We start from the raw sequence: 15,068 nt of genomic DNA on the forward strand, positions 1-15,068 counted from the left end.
CGGGATCCGATTGAATTAGACCACTTTGTACAGTCTCATCGGAATCCCATCGCGTGGCCGGAGTGTGACCGTCGCCTCCGCCCGCACCTCCGCGCCCTCCTCCATCTCCAGCCGGAAGCGCTGCACCAGCATGGCGATGATCAGCGTTGCCTCCATCACCGCGAACCCGGCGCCCACGCAGATCCGCCGCCCGGCGCCGAACGGCAGGTAGCTGAAGCGGCGCGGCGCCGCTCCGGGCAGGAAACGTTCCGGGTCGAACCTGTCCGGATCCGGCCAGGCGCCCGGGTCCCGGTGCGCCAGGTAGACCGGGATGACCACGTTCGTGCCCGCGGGCACCGGCACGTCGCCGAGGCGGTCGTCGGCCACCGCCGTACGCACGATCGACCAGGCCGGCGGATAGAGGCGTAAGGCCTCCTGGAAGGCGGCGGCGGTGTAGACGAGCCGGTCGGCGTCCTCGGCGGTCGGCACCCGGCCGTCGAGCACCTCCGCCACCTCGTTCTCGACGCGGGCGCGCGCCTCGGGGTGCAGGGCGAGCAGGTGCCAGAACCAGGCCAGGCCGTTGGCGGTGGTCTCGTGCCCGGCCAGCAGGAAGGTCATCACCTCGTCGCGGACCTGCCTGCGGTCCATGGGCGCCGCGAGCAGCAGGCCGAGCAGGTCGTCGGTGCCGCCGGGGTGCGCCGCGACGACCGACTCCACGACCTCGTCGGTGGTGGTCAGGACCTCGTGCAGGCCCCGGATGCCGGGGATCCACTTGGGCGCCCGCCGTACGACGGTGTGGGCGGCGTCCACCAGCCACGGCGGCGTGCGGAAGAGCAACTGCAGGCGGGTCGCGCGCACCCCCACCCGCAGGCCGGAGGTGAGGACGGGCCCCAGCCGCGCGGCCTGCTCCGACAGGCCGGAGCCGAACAGCGCCCGGCCGACCACGTCGAGCGTGAGCCGGTTCATGGCGGTGGCGGCGTCCACCCGGGCGCCGTCCGGCAGTTGCTCCCATTCCTTGGCGAAGTCCGCGATCGCCTCGGTCATGTGCTCGGCGAAGCGGCCCAGGTGGCGTTTGGCGAACATCGGCTGGATGAGCCGGCGCTGGGCGCTCCACCGCTCGCCCTCGCTGGTCAGCAGGCCGTCGCCGGTGACGACGGCGAGCAGCCGGTACTGCGCGGACTTGGCGTAGAGGTGCTGGTGGGTGACGAAGACCCGCTCGACGTGCTCGGGCGCCCACACGACGACGTAGCCGCCGCGCCTGCTCGTCCGCACCTGTACGGCTCCCGCCGACCTGTCGGCGATCATGTCGAAGCGATCGAGCACATCCTGGAAGGTGTAAAGCGCCCGCAACCGGTTCCGCAGGCTGATCCGCACGACCTCCGGCATCTCACACCCCACTATTAGGCATTTGATCCAATAGGCAGTGAATCCAATTAAGGGGGCGCCGGGCGGTCCGGTCAAGGCATCAGGGCACTTCGTGCAGCAGGCCCCCGCCGTCCACCTGCACCTTCGCGTTCGGGCCGCCCTCGCCGCAGTCGGGCCCGTTGGGGAAGCGCCCGCGTGGCGTGACCTGGATGTCCTGCTCGACCAGTGGTTTGCCAGCGGTGTCGGTCAGCTTCAGCGAGACCTCGGCCGGCTCCTTGCGCAGCCCTTCCACGTTGCCGAAGCCGTACCGGCCGCCGCCCTGGTCGGCCCGGAAGAGCTCCAGCCTCGCCGGCTTGCACGTTCCCGCCTGGCACACCTCCATCTCGGCCGCCGCCACCCGGTCGGAGATCGGCGGAGCCACGTCCACCTGGATGCCCACGGGCGTACCGATGAGCGTGCACATCCGGTCGCTCTGGCAGGCGGCGAGCGGGAGGGCGGCGAGAAGCACGCACGCGCCCTTGAGCGCGAGAAGGCGGTTCATATCCTGACGACGGCCCATTACCGCGACCGGTTCACTGCTCCTCGCTCCTGAGTCGCCGCGCCTTGGCCTCGATCGAGCTCAGCGGCTCGGCGATGCTCTCCAGCGTGGCGCGTTCGGCCTTCACCCCGAAGCGCAGCTCCACCAGGCCCGCGAAGATCATCATCCCGGCGGCGAAGAGGTAGCCGTAGAACAGCCGCGTCGGCTCCGGGTGGGCCTGGTCGCCGATGAGCGCGCCGAAGACGGTCGGCCCGAAGGAGCCCACGACCTGGCCCATCGCGAAGAACAGCGAGATCGCCTGGGCCCGCATCTCGATCGGGAAGATCTCACTGACGGTCAGGTACGCCGAACTGGCCGCGGCCGAGGCGATGAAGAAGATGATCGACCACATGATCGTCTGGGTGGTCGCGGTCAGCACGCCGCGCTCGAACAACCACCCGGTGAAGGCCAGCAGCGACCCCGAGACGATGTAGGTGCCGGAGATCATCTGCCGGCGCCCCACGGTGTCGAACAACCGGCCGAGCACGAGCGGGCCGAGCAGGTTGCCGAGGGCGAAGGCGAACATGTACTTGGGCACCTCGCCGGCCTCGACGTCGTAGAAATGGGTGAGCACCAGCGCGTACGTGAAGAAGATCGCGTTGTAGAGGAACGACTGGCAGATCATCAGCGTGGCGCTCAGGAACGAGCGCCCCGGATAGGTGCGGAACAACGTCCTGGCCACCTGGACCAGCGGCAGCTGCTTCTGCGGCACCACCTCGATGGCGCTGCTGTCCGGCACCGACTCCAGGACGAGATTGTCCTCCCTCTCCACCTCCTTCTCGATCGCGGTGACCACCCGCTCCGCCTCGTCCTCGCGGCCGTGGGTCATCAGCCAGCGCGGGCTCTCCGGCAGGTGCCTGCGCAGGCCCCAGATGAAGATGCCCAGCACCGGGCCGATGAGGAAGCCGAGCCGCCACGCCCAGTCGGGGTCGAGCGGGCCCGCCGGGTTGAGCAGGAAGAAGGTCGCCGAGGTGGCCAGCAGCGCGCCGAGCCAGTAGGTGCCGTTGATGGCCAGGTCCACGTGGCCCCGGTACTTGGAGGGGATCATCTCGTCGATCGCCGAGTTGACCGCCGCGTACTCGCCGCCGATGCCGGTGCCGGCGACGAAGCGCAGCACGAGGAAGCTGCCGAGGTCCCAGGAGAAGGCGGTCAGGCCGCTGGCGATCAGGTAGACGGCCAGCGTGAGGATGAACAGCCTCCGCCTGCCCATCCGGTCGGACAGCCAGCCGAAGAACAGCGCGCCGACCACCTGGCCGATGAGGTAAACGGTCGCCGACAGACCCACCTCCGCCGAGGTCAGCCCCAGCGTGTCGGTGCGTTGCAGGAACGCGCCGACGTTGCTGACGATCGTGATCTCCAGCCCGTCCAGCACCCACGCGACGCCGAGCGCGATCACCAGCCGGGTGTGGAACGGCGACCAGGGCAGGCGGTCCATACGCGCGGGCACCAGGCTGCGGACGATTCCAGGACCCATACGACGATCACTCCTTGCTCAGGTCCGTATCACCCTAAGCAACGAAGTGACCGCGTTACGTGATTGGGGTCATCCTTCTCCGGCAGCCCGCCCGCCGTCGTAGCCGAGCAGGCGCATCGCCGTGTCGGGGTCCATGGCGGCTGCCAGCAGCTGGGCGCGGGCATGGGCCTGGTCGCGCTCGTGCTCCGCCCTGGCGCGGGCGGCGCGCAGTCCCCTGACGGCCACGACCGCCAGGCAGGCGCCCACGATCAGCGCCACCACGACCACGAACAGGATCACCAGCAGTCCCGGCGAGGCCAGCTCGGTGGTGGGTCCCGACCGGGTGACCACCAGGCCGCCCATCACCGCCACCAGGACCAGCCCGGCCAGGCTTCCGACCGCGATCAGCACCGCCCGCCCCAGACCCGGCCGCTCGGCCCCGTTGAAAGACACGACGGGCTGCTGCGGGCGCGGGTGCTGCGCGCGGACCTGTTGCGGAGATTGCGCCCGGACTTGTTGTGGCTGGACCTGTTGCGGGCGGGCCTGTTGTGCGGGCGCTTGTTGTGCGGGGGCTTGTTGTGCGGGGGCCCAGGCCACGAACTCCGGCCGCGTCGCACCCCCAGCGGCCGGTACGGCAGGCCCGCCAGACCCAGGCCTGCCCCAAGACGGCACGCCCCCGCGCGGCCCCGGCCGAGTCTGGGCGGGTATGGCCGGGTTCTGGAGGGAAGCGGGCGGGCTCTGAGGAGGGACGGCCGCGTTCTGAAGGGGGATGGGCGGGTTCTGGAGAGGGACGGCCGGGTTCTGGAGAGGGACGGCCGGGCTCTGGAGAGGGATGGCCGGGCCGGGGACGGGCCTGTGATCCACGGCCTCGTCGGCCACCACGCCCGGCAGTTCCCGCTCCACCCGGCTGTGCTCCTGATGCGCCCTGGCCGCCTCCAGGTGGTAGTCCTCCAGCTCGGCGTGGAGCTCGTCGGAGGCATAAACGGTCCCGTCGACCAACGGCCCGGCCCGCCGTTCGATGATCGCCACCACGTCGTCCCCGTTGAGCGTGCGGTGCCTCTCCAGCGCGTGCGCGACGCTCAGCACCTCCCGCCGGTGCTCCCGCAGCAGCCGCCCGGTCTTCTCCAGCAGCCGCCCGAGGTTGGACTCGATCCGCTCCCCCAGCAGGTCGGGCCGCCGCGCCGCCGTACCGCCGATGATCTCCAGCTCCCGCAGCGCGGGCAGCGAGGCGACCCCGGAGCCCATCCCCCAGGAGGACTCCATGAGCGCGGTCAGGAACGTGGCCGAGTGCAGGTCGCCGGAGACGCCCGAGGAGTTGTCCTCGGCGAAAAACATCCGCTCCCCGGCCAGCGAGGCGAGCGAGACCATGATGTCCGCCTCGTACTCCGACTTCCACCGGGTGAACCGGTCCTCCGGCTTGATCGAGGCGACCATGCCGAGGTAGTCGGCGCCCTTCTCGATCGTGGCGATGTCGATCTCCAGGTGGGAGCGCGTGTAGTAGGCCACCACGGCGTGGCTGGCCTCGTGGACGGCGACGGCGTGCCGTTCGCGCTCGACGTACTCGACGTCCTCCGGCGGCCCGAGCTGCTTGAGTCTCTTGGCCCGCAGCACGTCGGACCAGGTGATGATCCCGCGGCCGGCCCGGATGGCGGTGATCAGCGACTCGTTGACCAGGTCCTTGATCGTGGCGCCGGTGGCGTGGGGCGTGATCGTGGCCAACTTGTCGAGCTGTCGCGGGGTGAGCTCGTGCGCGACCTTGTCGAAGTAGCCCTGGTAGGTGCGTACCCGCCCGGCCTTGGACGGGTAGCCGACCTTGTGGACGCGGTCGATGCGGCCGGGCCGTAACAGCGCCTCGTCGAGCGCGTCGGGGCGGTTGGTGGCCATCATGAGGAGGATGCGGTACTTGGGTGGCGGCTTGGGGCGCATGCCCAGCACGCGGCGTACCGGCCGGTTGAAGAGGCCGCGCGGCTTGTTCAGGCCGGACAGCTCGGTGAGCAGCGCCTGAAGCGTGCCGGAGTTCGTCATGCCTGGGACCGGCTCGGGGCCGTGCGCCTTGACGGAGAGGACGGAGCGGGTCTCCTCCGACAGGTAGTTCAGGCCGTGGCAGCCGCTGAAGCCCTGCTGGCCCGGCGGGCCCTGCCGGGCGCGTTTGCCGAGGCGGTCCGCCTCGTCGAACAAGACGATCACCCCGCCGTGACGCAGGGCGAGCTTGCGCAGCTTCCTGAAGAGCGCCTTCACCTTGAGGACGCCGGTGAAGGCGCCGGAGTCCACGAGCACGTACGGCTTGCCGCTCTCACCGGCCACCGCCTCGGCGATCAGCGTCTTGCCGGTGCCCGGCGGCCCCCAGAGCAGCAGCCCGCCGGGCACGTGGCCGCTGCGTGCCTCGATGACGTCGGGCCTGTCCAGGAAGACGATGTTCTCCCTGACCCGCTCGACCACGTGGTCCTGCCCCCACACGTCGGTGAAGCGGGTCTTGATGCCGCCGGGCAAGTACGTCTCCACGCCGCCGCGCGACAGGAACCACACCAGCCCGCCGAGCAGGATGATGACCACGAGGAACAGGAAAAACGGCAGCTCCCGCACGACCAGCGCCGGGGCCCTGAACAGGGCGGCGAACGGGCTGACCTCCAGCACCGCCCCGAGCACCAGCGCGGCCAGCGACACCCAGAAGGCGATCTTGACGGCTCCGGCGATCCGGAAGCGGGTCCAGTCGCCGAAGCGGCGGTGCGACCAGCGTTCGAGGCCGCCGAAGACCTTCTGGCTCCAGAACCGGTGATAGCCGGAGGAACGCTCGCCGGCCAGGAAGTGCGCCTGCCGTACCGTCTCGGCGGCCATCAGCCAGAAGATCCACGGATGGGCCGCCCCGACGTACTGCACGGCCTCCCCGAAGGAGATGATGCCTTCGAAGTCCGCCATCGCCTTCCAGGTCAGGACGAGGAAGGCGGCCAGCAGCCCGATCAGGAACCTGCCACGATCCCAGAGCCGCATCTTCGTCCTGACTCCGCCCCCGCGGGCGATGGTTGTGGTCACTGGAGCTCCCTCATCCGGGCAGCCGGAGCAGCTTGAAGGACTGCGCGATCTGGTCGATCTCGCCGCCGCGTTCGCTGAAGCAGAGCGACCGGCAGCTGACGATCAGCACCGAGACCGTGGCGCCCTTCTCGTCGAGGATCGCGGTCTGGTCGAAGGTCTGGACGCCGGGGCCGATCTGGTAGTTGAAGCGGAGCCGTACGCCCCGGGCGCCGCCGTCCAGGGTCAGGACCCGGTCGAGCAGCGGCTCGAACCTGAGATAGAGGGGCATCTGCCCGCTGCCGAGCCGGTCGGTGAGGTAGGCGGTCCTGGCGGGCTCCGTCACCGGGAAGACGAAGTCGCGCAGCCCGTCGAGCGAGACTCGGTCGCGCTCGCGCGTGGTGAGCCGGTGGACGGTGGAGTACACGAACGGGTCGCCGGAGCCGAGCAGGTGCTGGAGTGTCGGCTCGCCCGCCCGGTCGAAGGCGGTGGACCACACCCGCTCCTTGCGCAGCCGGGCGGCCTCGGAGTCGGGGTGGAGCCTGCTCAGATACAGCTCGATCGGGTAGGCGTCGAGCTGGGCGAAGGAGGAGGGGACCTTGAAGTAGGTCGTGCCGCCCTTGTCGCGTACGTAATGGAAGGCCGGCCGGCCGCAGGCCGATGCCAGCAGGACCACGATCATGACCGCGGCCCAGGTCCGTACCGATATCACCGGGGCTTACCTCCGCTTAACGGACCAACGGTGTTGTTGTGCCCTTTTTCATGCGGAATGAGCGTCATGACCGGTGACAAATCTTGACCAAATCTTGGCCGTCCCTTGGCTTTACTTGTTACGGAAGTCTAGGGGTACTCCTTGACCGGAACCTGCACGGTGACCGTGCCCGCCTCCTGGAACTGGAAGGTCGCCGGAACCCACGAGCCCACCCGCGCCTCCAGCCCGGTGGCGGTGGCGATCGCCCGGTCCCCGCCGACCGGCTCGGCGGGCGGCAGCTCGATCGGGGCCGGCAGGGCGAGCTGCCCGGAGCTGATCGTGAGCTGGACCAGCCGGTCCGCCCGTGTGCCCGAGTTGATCAGCACCGCGTGCAGCGAACCGCCTTTCAGCAGGTAGGCGTTGCGCACGTGCACGCCCCGCTGGCTGGCGTTCCCGCCGTCGTTGCGGGGCAGCGCCGCGCCCGGCGCCTCCCCCTGCTCGGCCCCGCAGGCCGTGACGAAGAGCAACGCGGCGGCGAGTAAACCTAAGGCACGCATGCCTTCACGGTCACTCCGCCGCAACGTTCCCGCAACCCCCATTGGTCCATCTCCCGAAGTAGCGAAAGATATGAGGATCACCCGGATAGGGAGCGCGGTTTGCATGGCAGAGATGACATTCGCCGATCTGTGGTCACGAGACGCGCTCTCTTTCCGAGAACGCCGGCTCCTGCTGCTCGGCCTGCTCGTCGGCCAGGGCGGTCTGGACGATGAACTGCTGATCCAGCTGGACGCGGCGGTGCGGGCCAGAGAGCTGAGCGTGGAGGAGTTGCGGGAGGTCGTGGCCTTCCTCACCCACTACGCCGGCTGGGCACGCGGCGCCCGGCTCAACGCCCAGGTGGAGGATCTCATCGACCAGATTTCCGGCTGAATTCCCCTCCTTGGCAAATGCAGACGATCTCCCGACTTCACGGAAAACCACGCCACATAATCCGCGACGGGAGTGGTCCATAGGATCTGCCCCATGGGCCGGGCGCTGAGAACGACCATCCGTGCGGCCTTTCCGATGATGGCCGCCGAAGGCGTGAAGACGGCGCTCGGCATCGTCGCCGGCGCCGCCCTGGCCCGAGCCCTCCACCCGGAGGGCCGCGGCCTCTACGCGGCGATCGTCAGCATCGCCACGACCGCCGTCCTCATCGGGCACTGGTCGCTGAACACCTCACAGATCGCCTTCTGGCCACACCGGGTGCTGCGGGCGCGGCTGGCGGGCAACGCGGTCGTCATCGGCTTCGGCATGGGCACGATCACCGCCCTGCTCGCCTTCGCCGCGGCCGCCGCCTGCGATCCGCGCTCCGCCACACCCGCGCTGGCGATCGCGCTGGCGTCGGTGCCGTTCACCGTCTGCTGGCTCAACCTGCGCGGTGTGCTGCTTTTGCGCGGGCGCACCCGGCTGGTCAACCAGGCGCAGCTGGCCTCGGGGTTCGCGCAGTATCTCCCGATCCTGGCGCTGGCCGCGTTCGACCTGCTCACGCTCACCGCCGTGGTCGCGTGCTGGGCGGCGGCCAGCGTACCCGCCGTGCTGCGCTTCACCGGCGCGCTCGGGGCGCGCGCGTTGCGCCCCGCCAGGGCCCTGGCCGTCCGCCAGCTCGCCCTGTCCGGCCGCTACCACCTCGGCCTCGTCGCCTTCCACCTGCTGCCCGCGGCCGACACGCTGCTGCTCGGATTCCTGCACTCGCCCCGCGAGGCGGGCTTCTACACCGTCGCCGCCGGGGTCCTGATGCTGGTGAAGATCCCGACCGAGGCGGTGGCCCACGTGTGCCTGCCGGGCCAGGCGGGCGGCACCGACTCCGGCTCACGCGCCGTCACCACCCACATGCTCGCGCTCAACCTGGTGATCTCGCTGGGGTGCGTCGCGCTGATCGCCGCCGGGGCCGCGTGCGCGCTGCCCTTCGTGTACGGCCCGCCGTACGCCGCGAGCGTGGCCCCGCTCTTCGCCCTCGCGCCCGCGGCCGTGATGGCGGCGCTCATCAAACCCGTCGAGCAGCACCTGGCCCGGCTGGCCAGACCCCGCCCGATGACCATGATCACGCTGTCGGCCCTGGCGCTCAACCTCGGCCTGGACACCGCCTTGATCCCCGCCTGGGGCGCGACGGGCGCGGGCGTGGCCTCCAGCATCACGCACGCGGTGACGGCGGCCCTGATGATCACCTGGTTCGTCAGATCACCGGACTGAAGCCCTACGTCAGGCTCTGTGCTGCACTGCCTCCGCGAGGAGGCCGGTTTCACGCGGCTGGGCTGATGACGGCGGCCAGGGTGGCGCCGAGCTCCCAGCAGGCTTCCAGGTCGGTCTTGGCGGGACGGCCGGTGACGGTGACGGGCGCGGCCGCGCGCTCCCAGCCCAGCCCGCCCGCGATCGACTCCACCGCGCGCACCGCCCCGGTGGTGTCGTTGTCGCCGTGCACCCACAGCCCGTACGGCAACCGCCGCGTCTCGGCCAGGCACGGGTAGTAGACGGTGTCCAGGAAGTGCTTGAGCGCGCCCGACATGTAGCCGATGTTGGCACTCGTCCCCATGAGCAGCCCGTCGGCGGCCAGCAGGTCGGCCGCCGTGGCGCCCAGGGCCGGTTCCGTCACCACCTCGACCCCCTCGACCTCGTCCGTGGTCGCCCCCTTGAGCACCTGCTCGAACAGCTCGTGCGTGGCCGGTGAAACCGTGTGGTGCACGATCAGCAGGCGGCTCACGACGCCGCCTCGATCTTGTAGACGGGTCCCTGGAGGCTGAGCGCGTACAGCTCCCCGTCGGCCGCCTGCCCGAACGACGACAGCTGCTCCACCTTGCCCACGTCCAGGACGTCCTCCAGCTCGTCGGCCTGCGCCGCCTTCACCCATCCCGCGCAGAAGTCCCCGTACAGGAACCGCCCCCGCAACCACGGGATCTTCTCGCCCCGGTAGACGAACCCGGCGATGACCGAGCAGTTGCCGCCCTCGCCCAGCGGATAGGTGATCACCGGATCGGTGAGGTCCTTCCCCTTGCCGCCGTTGAACGGCTGGTCGCCTTCGCGCAGGTTCCACCCGTAGTTCTCGCCGCCCTCGGAACCGGCCGGCTGGAAGTCGACCTCCTCCCAGGCGTTCTGGCCGACGTCCCCGATCCAGAGGTCGCCGCTCTCCTTGTCGAAGGTGAACCGCCAGGGATTCCTCAGCCCATAGGCCCAGATCTCCGGCTTGGCGCCTTCCTTCCCGGTGAAGGGGTTGTCCTCCGGCACCTTGTACGGCGTGCCGCGCGGGTCGATGCGCAGGATCTTGCCCAGCCAGGTGCCGAGATCCTGCCCGTTTCCCTGCGGATCGCCGCCGCTGCCCCCGTCGCCCAGCGCGATGTACAGATACCCGTCAGGGCCGAACGCCAGCTGCCCGCCGTTGTGGTTGGGGAACGGCTGGTCCTGCCGCAGAACGTCCCGGCGCCCCGTGGCCTTGCTCCCGTCGAAGGCCCACTCGGTCACGTGGGTGTGGCCGTCCCGGTCGGTCCAGTTCAGGTAGAGCCAGCGGCCGCCCGGATGGAAGGCCACCCCGAGCAGCCCCTGCTCGTTGCCGGTGCTGACCTCGGCGGACAGGTCGATCACGGTCGCGCCGTCCAGCGTGCGGAGCTTGCCGCCCTGCTCGGCGACGTAGACGCGGTCGTCGTCCTTGCGTACGGCGAAGGCCACGGGCTTGTCCATCGTGGCCACCTCGCTGAACACCAGCTTGCCCGGCTTGGCCGGCGTCTCGGGGGCAGGCGTCGTGACCGATGGCGCGCTGGTCTGAGCGGTGGGCGTACCGGCCACGGGAGGGGAGGGTGCGCAGGCCAGCACCGTCGCGGCGAGCACCACCACGACGGCCGGCGGCGTGAGAAGAGCCGATCGCACGCCCCGATCCTCTCACGCCACCCGCGCACGCAACGGCGGCCCGGCGCGCCCGGCGGGCTAATCTGCGAACATGCCTACCGCACTGATCACGGGCGCGACCGCCGGCATCGGCGCCGCCTTCGCCCGCCGCCTGGCCGCCGACGGTTTCACGCTGGTCCTCGTCGCCCGCGACGAACAGCGCCTGGCCGAGAGCGCCGAGCAGCTCAAGCTCCGGTACGGCGGCGCCGTCGAGACCCTGCCCGCCGACCTGTCCACGGAGGACGGTCTCACCGCGGTCGAATCCCGCGTCCGCGACGGCGTGGACCTCCTGGTGAACAACGCCGGCTTCGCCCACCCCGGCGGCTTCCTGCAGACCCCGGTCGCGGACGAGCAGCGCATGCTGAAGGTGCACTGCGAGGCCGTCCTGCGGCTGACGCTGGCCGCACTGCCCGGCATGAAGTCCCGGGGCCGCGGCGCCGTCATCAACGTCGCATCGGTGGCCGCCTTCTTCACCCGCGGCACCTACAGCGCGTCGAAGGCCTGGGTGGTCAACTTCAGCACGGCCGCCGCCACCGAGGTGGGCCACCCGCGGGTGAAGATCATGGCGCTGTGCCCCGGACTCGTCCGCACCGAGTTCCACGAACGCGCCGGCATGGACACCTCCGGCTTCCCCGGCTTCCTCTGGCTGAAGGCCGACAACGTGGTCAATGAAGCCATGCGTGACCTGGCCCTGGGCCGCGTGATCAGCATCCCGGACCTGCGCTACAAGGCGATCGTCGCGGTGGGCAGGCTCGTCCCCCGCAACCTGGCAGCCCAGATCTCCACCAGAGTCGGCCGCTGAGTGACACGCGAAAGCCCCCGTCCTCCTGCAGTGCGGGAGGGCGGGGGCTTCCAGTCGCGCGAGGGTGATCAGCGCAGGTCGAACCGGTCCAGGTTCATGACCTTGTTCCACGCCGCGACGAAGTCGTTCACGAACTTCTCCTTCGCGTCGTCGCTCGCGTAGACCTCGGCGAGCGCGCGCAGCTCGGAGTTCGAGCCGAACACCAGGTCGGCCCGGGTGCCGGTCCACTTGACCTGGCCCGAGGCGTCACGGCCCTCGAAGGTGTTGGCGTCCCCGGAGGTCGCCTTCCACGTCGTGCCCAGGTCGAGCAGGTTGACGAAGAAGTCGTTGGTCAGCGTCCCCGGCGCCGTGGTGAGGACGCCCAGCGACGACTGCTGGTGGTTCGCGCCCAGGACGCGCAGGCCGCCGACGAGGACTGTCAGCTCGGGGGCGCTCAGCGTGAGCAGGTTCGCCCGGTCGAGCAGCAGGTACTCGGCGGGCAGGCGGTTGCCCTTGCCGAGGTAGTTGCGGAAGCCGTCGGCGGTCGGCTCAAGCGCGGCGAACGACTCGACGTCCGTCTGCTCCTGGGCTGCGTCCACGCGGCCCGGCGCGAAGGGGACCTCGACGTCGAACCCGGCGTCACTGGCGGCCTTCTCGACGCCCGCGTTGCCGGCGAGCACGATCAGGTCGGCCAGCGAGACGTGCTTGCCGCCCGCGTTGAACGCCTGCTGGATGCCCTCCAGCGTGCGCAGCACGGTCGCGAGCTGGTCGGGGTCGTTGACCTCCCAGCCGCTCTGCGGCTGCAGGCGTACCCGCGCGCCGTTGGCGCCGCCGCGCTTGTCGCTGCCGCGGAAGGACGCGGCCGAAGCCCACGCGGTGGACACGAGCTGCGACACCGGCAGACCCGAGGCGAGGACCTGGGCCTTGAGCGCGGCGGCGTCGGCGGCGTCGAGCAGGTCGTGCGTCCGCGCGGGCAGCGGGTCCTGCCAGAGCAGCGTCTCGGCCGGCACCTCGGCGCCGAGGTAGCGCACGATCGGGCCCATGTCGCGGTGGGTCAGCTTGTACCAGGCGCGGGCGAAGGCGTCCGCGAGCTCGTCGGGGTTCGCCAGCCAGCGCCGGGTGATCTGCTCGTAGATCGGGTCGACGCGCAGCGACAGGTCGGTCGTCAGCATCGTCGGGGCGTGGCGCTTCGACGGGTCGTGGGCGTCGGGCACGGTGTCCGCGCCGGCGCCGTCCTTGGGACGCCACTGGTGCGCGCCCGCCGGGCTCTTGAACTGCTCCCACTCGTAGCCGTAGAGGATCTCCAGGAAGCTGTTGTCCCAGGTGATCGGGGTGTTCGTCCAGATGCCCTCAAGGCCGCTGGTGATCGTGTCGCCGCCCTTGCCGGTGCCGAACGTGTTGTGCCAGCCCAGGCCCTGCGCCTCGATCGGGGCGGCCTCGGGGTCGTCGCCGACGTGGTCGGCCGGGCCCGCGCCGTGGGTCTTGCCGAAGGTGTGACCGCCCACGATCAGGGCCGCGGTCTCCTCGTCGTTCATCGCCATGCGGCGGAACGTCTCGCGGATGTCGCGCGCGGCGGCCAGCGGGTCCGGGTTGCCGTTCGGGCCCTCCGGGTTGACGTAGATGAGGCCCATCTGGACGGCGGCGAGCGGGTTCTCCAGCTCGCGGTCGCCGGTGTAGCGCTGGTCGTCGAGCCAGGTGGACTCCGGGCCCCAGTAGACGTCCTCGTCGGGCTCCCACACGTCCTCGCGGCCGCCGGCGAACCCGAAGGTCTTGAAGCCCATCGACTCCAGCGCGACGTTGCCGGTGAGGATCATGAGGTCGGCCCACGACAGGCTCTTGCCGTACTTCTTCTTGACCGGCCACAGCAGACGGCGGGCCTTGTCGAGGTTGCCGTTGTCCGGCCAGCTGTTGAGGGGGGCGAAGCGCTGCTGGCCGGCCCCCGCGCCGCCGCGGCCGTCACTGATCCGGTACGTGCCCGCGCTGTGCCAGGCCATCCGGATCATGAACGGGCCGTAGTGGCCGAAGTCGGCGGGCCACCAGTCCTGAGAGGTGGTGAGCACTTCCAGGATGTCCTGCTTCACGGCCGGGAGGTCGAGGCTCTGGAACGCCTCGGCGTAGTCGAACTCCTCGCCGAGCGGGTTGGCCACGGCGGGGTTCTTGGCGAGGATCCTCACGTTGAGCCGCTCCGGCCACCACTGGCGGTTGCCGCCGCCCTGGGTCGGATGCGCGGCACGCCCGTGCGCGACCGGGCAACCGCCCGCTTCCTCCGTCTTCGCGTCTGTGACGATCGCGTCGTGGTTCTCAGACATGGGGAATCCTTCCGGACTGTCGGATCATGTTCAGGCACTGCGTGCGGTGGTGCAGGCGGGGCACAGGCCCCAGTAGACGACCTCGGCCTCGTCGATCGTGAAGCCGTTGTCGTCGGCGGCTCTCAGGCAGGGCGCGTGGCCGACGGCGCAGTCGACGTCGGCCACGGCACCGCACGAGCGGCACACGACGTGGTGGTGGTTGTCCCCGACGCGCCCCTCGTACAGGGCGGGGCTGCCGGCCGGCTCGATGCGCCTGACGAGCCGCGCGGCGGTGAGCGCGTGGAGTGCCTCGTACACGGCTTGCAGCGAGATGTGGCCGACGCGCTCGCGGACCCTGGAGGCGATCTCCTCGACGACGAGGTGGTCGCCGTCACGGACGGTCTCGAGCAGCGCGACACGGGCGGCCGTCACCCGGAGGCCGGCCCCACGCAGTTCCTCGGCGGTGGTCGGAGTCACGGGTGCGGTCATGGCGCCAAAGCTACCCGCACAAACACGAACGATACAAGAGAACTAACCATGCAAGCTTGGCGAACCCCCGGGAAACCCCTACAGGGCGTCGCACGACACGGTGGACGCGCTCACGACGTACTCGTCCGCCGCCATAAAGAGCGAGAACGTGACGCCGGCCTTCTCGAAGCAGCTTCCCTCGCCGCCGATCCTCCGCCAGCCATGGCGCAGCGCGGCCTCGCGATAGTGGGGCTCCACCGCTTCCCGCGAGGATCCCGGACGATAGGACTGCTCGACCGAGGCGAAGTAGTCGTCGGCGTCACAAGTGGAGACGAGTTCGCCGTGCGCGACCGCGCCGGGCGGGCGTGACTCGACGAGATCGACCGGCGTCAGCGCCGCCTCGATCCGGTCGTACGCCTCGCCGCACCTGCGCCAGTCCTCCAACATCCAGGGAACCACGGAGATCGCGACGACGGCGACGGCGATGACGATCATGAAGATCAGCGCCGGACCCCAGGTGCGCACCGTGTTCACGGCCCAGAACATAG

At 70.3% G+C, this 15,068-nt stretch carries 14 protein-coding genes; 3 read left to right on the forward strand and 11 right to left on the reverse strand.

The genetic code is table 11. The features are described from left to right. Positions 1–15: 15 nt before the first annotated feature. From HNR40_RS18465 to HNR40_RS18490, 6 genes are all read right to left on the reverse strand, one after another. Positions 16–1,365, reverse strand: coding sequence for a cytochrome P450 (locus HNR40_RS18465; RefSeq protein ID WP_184962765.1), 1,350 nt, complete (start codon positions 1,363–1,365; stop codon positions 16–18). A 79-nt stretch (positions 1,366–1,444) separates the two neighbouring features. Then, positions 1,445–1,885, reverse strand: coding sequence for a hypothetical protein (locus HNR40_RS18470; protein WP_184962767.1), 441 nt, complete (start codon positions 1,883–1,885; stop codon positions 1,445–1,447). Positions 1,886–1,916: 31 nt separating this feature from the next. Beyond that, on the reverse strand, positions 1,917–3,395 hold the full coding sequence (locus HNR40_RS18475) for an MFS transporter (protein ID WP_184962769.1): 1,479 nt from the start codon (positions 3,393–3,395) through the stop codon (positions 1,917–1,919). A gap of 69 nt (positions 3,396–3,464) precedes the next feature. Continuing rightward, positions 3,465–6,404, reverse strand: a complete 2,940-nt coding sequence (locus tag HNR40_RS18480) for an AAA family ATPase (protein ID WP_312896408.1) — start codon at positions 6,402–6,404, stop codon at positions 3,465–3,467. Positions 6,405–6,414: 10 nt separating this feature from the next. Then, positions 6,415–7,092 (reverse strand): hypothetical protein, encoded by a 678-nt coding sequence (locus tag HNR40_RS18485; protein WP_184962771.1) that lies wholly within the window; start codon positions 7,090–7,092, stop codon positions 6,415–6,417. 128 nt (positions 7,093–7,220) lie between these two features. Continuing rightward, complete coding sequence (locus tag HNR40_RS18490) at positions 7,221–7,628, reverse strand: hypothetical protein (protein ID WP_184962773.1); 408 nt, start codon at positions 7,626–7,628, stop codon at positions 7,221–7,223. Between the two features lie 103 nt (positions 7,629–7,731). On the opposite strand from HNR40_RS18490, the gene HNR40_RS18495 reads away from it, so the two are divergent. Both HNR40_RS18495 and HNR40_RS18500 read left to right on the forward strand, forming a co-directional pair. Continuing rightward, positions 7,732–7,998 carry a carboxymuconolactone decarboxylase family protein gene (locus tag HNR40_RS18495; RefSeq protein WP_184962774.1) on the forward strand — a complete coding sequence of 89 codons (267 nt, stop codon included), beginning with the start codon at positions 7,732–7,734 and terminating at the stop codon, positions 7,996–7,998. Positions 7,999–8,091: 93 nt separating this feature from the next. After that, positions 8,092–9,300, forward strand: coding sequence for a lipopolysaccharide biosynthesis protein (locus HNR40_RS18500; RefSeq protein ID WP_184962776.1), 1,209 nt, complete (start codon positions 8,092–8,094; stop codon positions 9,298–9,300). A 49-nt stretch (positions 9,301–9,349) separates the two neighbouring features. Here the strand turns inward: HNR40_RS18500 and HNR40_RS18505 are convergent, their stop codons facing one another. Together HNR40_RS18505 and HNR40_RS18510 are read right to left on the reverse strand one after the other, a co-directional pair. Next, positions 9,350–9,808 carry a flavodoxin family protein gene (locus HNR40_RS18505; protein WP_184962778.1) on the reverse strand — a complete coding sequence of 153 codons (459 nt, stop codon included), beginning with the start codon at positions 9,806–9,808 and terminating at the stop codon, positions 9,350–9,352. Continuing rightward, a complete protein-coding gene (locus HNR40_RS18510) occupies positions 9,805–10,965 on the reverse strand; it encodes a PQQ-dependent sugar dehydrogenase (protein WP_312896409.1) in 1,161 nt (386 codons plus the stop codon). Before HNR40_RS18510 ends, HNR40_RS18505 begins: the two co-directional genes overlap by 4 nt. 70 nt (positions 10,966–11,035) lie before the next feature. On the opposite strand from HNR40_RS18510, the gene HNR40_RS18515 reads away from it, so the two are divergent. Continuing rightward, the gene (locus tag HNR40_RS18515) at positions 11,036–11,785 is read left to right on the forward strand and encodes an SDR family NAD(P)-dependent oxidoreductase (RefSeq protein WP_184962780.1); all 750 of its coding nucleotides are present in this window, start codon (positions 11,036–11,038) and stop codon (positions 11,783–11,785) included. Between the two features lie 68 nt (positions 11,786–11,853). On the opposite strand, the gene katG is transcribed toward HNR40_RS18515, so the two are convergent. The 3 genes from katG to HNR40_RS18530 form a co-directional block, all read right to left on the reverse strand. Beyond that, positions 11,854–14,073 carry a catalase/peroxidase HPI gene (gene katG, locus HNR40_RS18520; protein WP_184962782.1) on the reverse strand — a complete coding sequence of 740 codons (2,220 nt, stop codon included), beginning with the start codon at positions 14,071–14,073 and terminating at the stop codon, positions 11,854–11,856. 30 nt (positions 14,074–14,103) lie between these two features. After that, positions 14,104–14,541, reverse strand: a complete 438-nt coding sequence (locus HNR40_RS18525) for a Fur family transcriptional regulator (RefSeq protein WP_184962784.1) — start codon at positions 14,539–14,541, stop codon at positions 14,104–14,106. A gap of 78 nt (positions 14,542–14,619) precedes the next feature. Further along, positions 14,620–15,054: a hypothetical protein gene (locus HNR40_RS18530; protein WP_184962786.1), complete on the reverse strand. Its 435-nt coding sequence runs from the start codon at positions 15,052–15,054 to the stop codon at positions 14,620–14,622. Between the last annotated feature and the right edge of the window lie 14 nt (positions 15,055–15,068).

Source organism: Nonomuraea endophytica, from assembly GCF_014203235.1.
Lineage (GTDB): Bacteria > Actinomycetota > Actinomycetes > Streptosporangiales > Streptosporangiaceae > Nonomuraea > Nonomuraea endophytica.

Coding starts and splice junctions, on each gene's coding strand:
- HNR40_RS18465 (WP_184962765.1), bottom strand. CDS start 1,365: ATGCCGGAGGTCGTGCGGATCAGCCTGCGGAACCGGTTGCGGGCGCTT.
- HNR40_RS18470 (WP_184962767.1), bottom strand. CDS start 1,885: ATGAACCGCCTTCTCGCGCTCAAGGGCGCGTGCGTGCTTCTCGCCGCC.
- HNR40_RS18475 (WP_184962769.1), bottom strand. CDS start 3,395: ATGGGTCCTGGAATCGTCCGCAGCCTGGTGCCCGCGCGTATGGACCGC.
- HNR40_RS18490 (WP_184962773.1), bottom strand. CDS start 7,628: ATGCGTGCCTTAGGTTTACTCGCCGCCGCGTTGCTCTTCGTCACGGCC.
- HNR40_RS18495 (WP_184962774.1), top strand. CDS start 7,732: ATGGCAGAGATGACATTCGCCGATCTGTGGTCACGAGACGCGCTCTCT.
- HNR40_RS18500 (WP_184962776.1), top strand. CDS start 8,092: ATGGGCCGGGCGCTGAGAACGACCATCCGTGCGGCCTTTCCGATGATG.
- HNR40_RS18515 (WP_184962780.1), top strand. CDS start 11,036: ATGCCTACCGCACTGATCACGGGCGCGACCGCCGGCATCGGCGCCGCC.
- katG (WP_184962782.1), bottom strand. CDS start 14,073: ATGTCTGAGAACCACGACGCGATCGTCACAGACGCGAAGACGGAGGAA.
- HNR40_RS18525 (WP_184962784.1), bottom strand. CDS start 14,541: ATGACCGCACCCGTGACTCCGACCACCGCCGAGGAACTGCGTGGGGCC.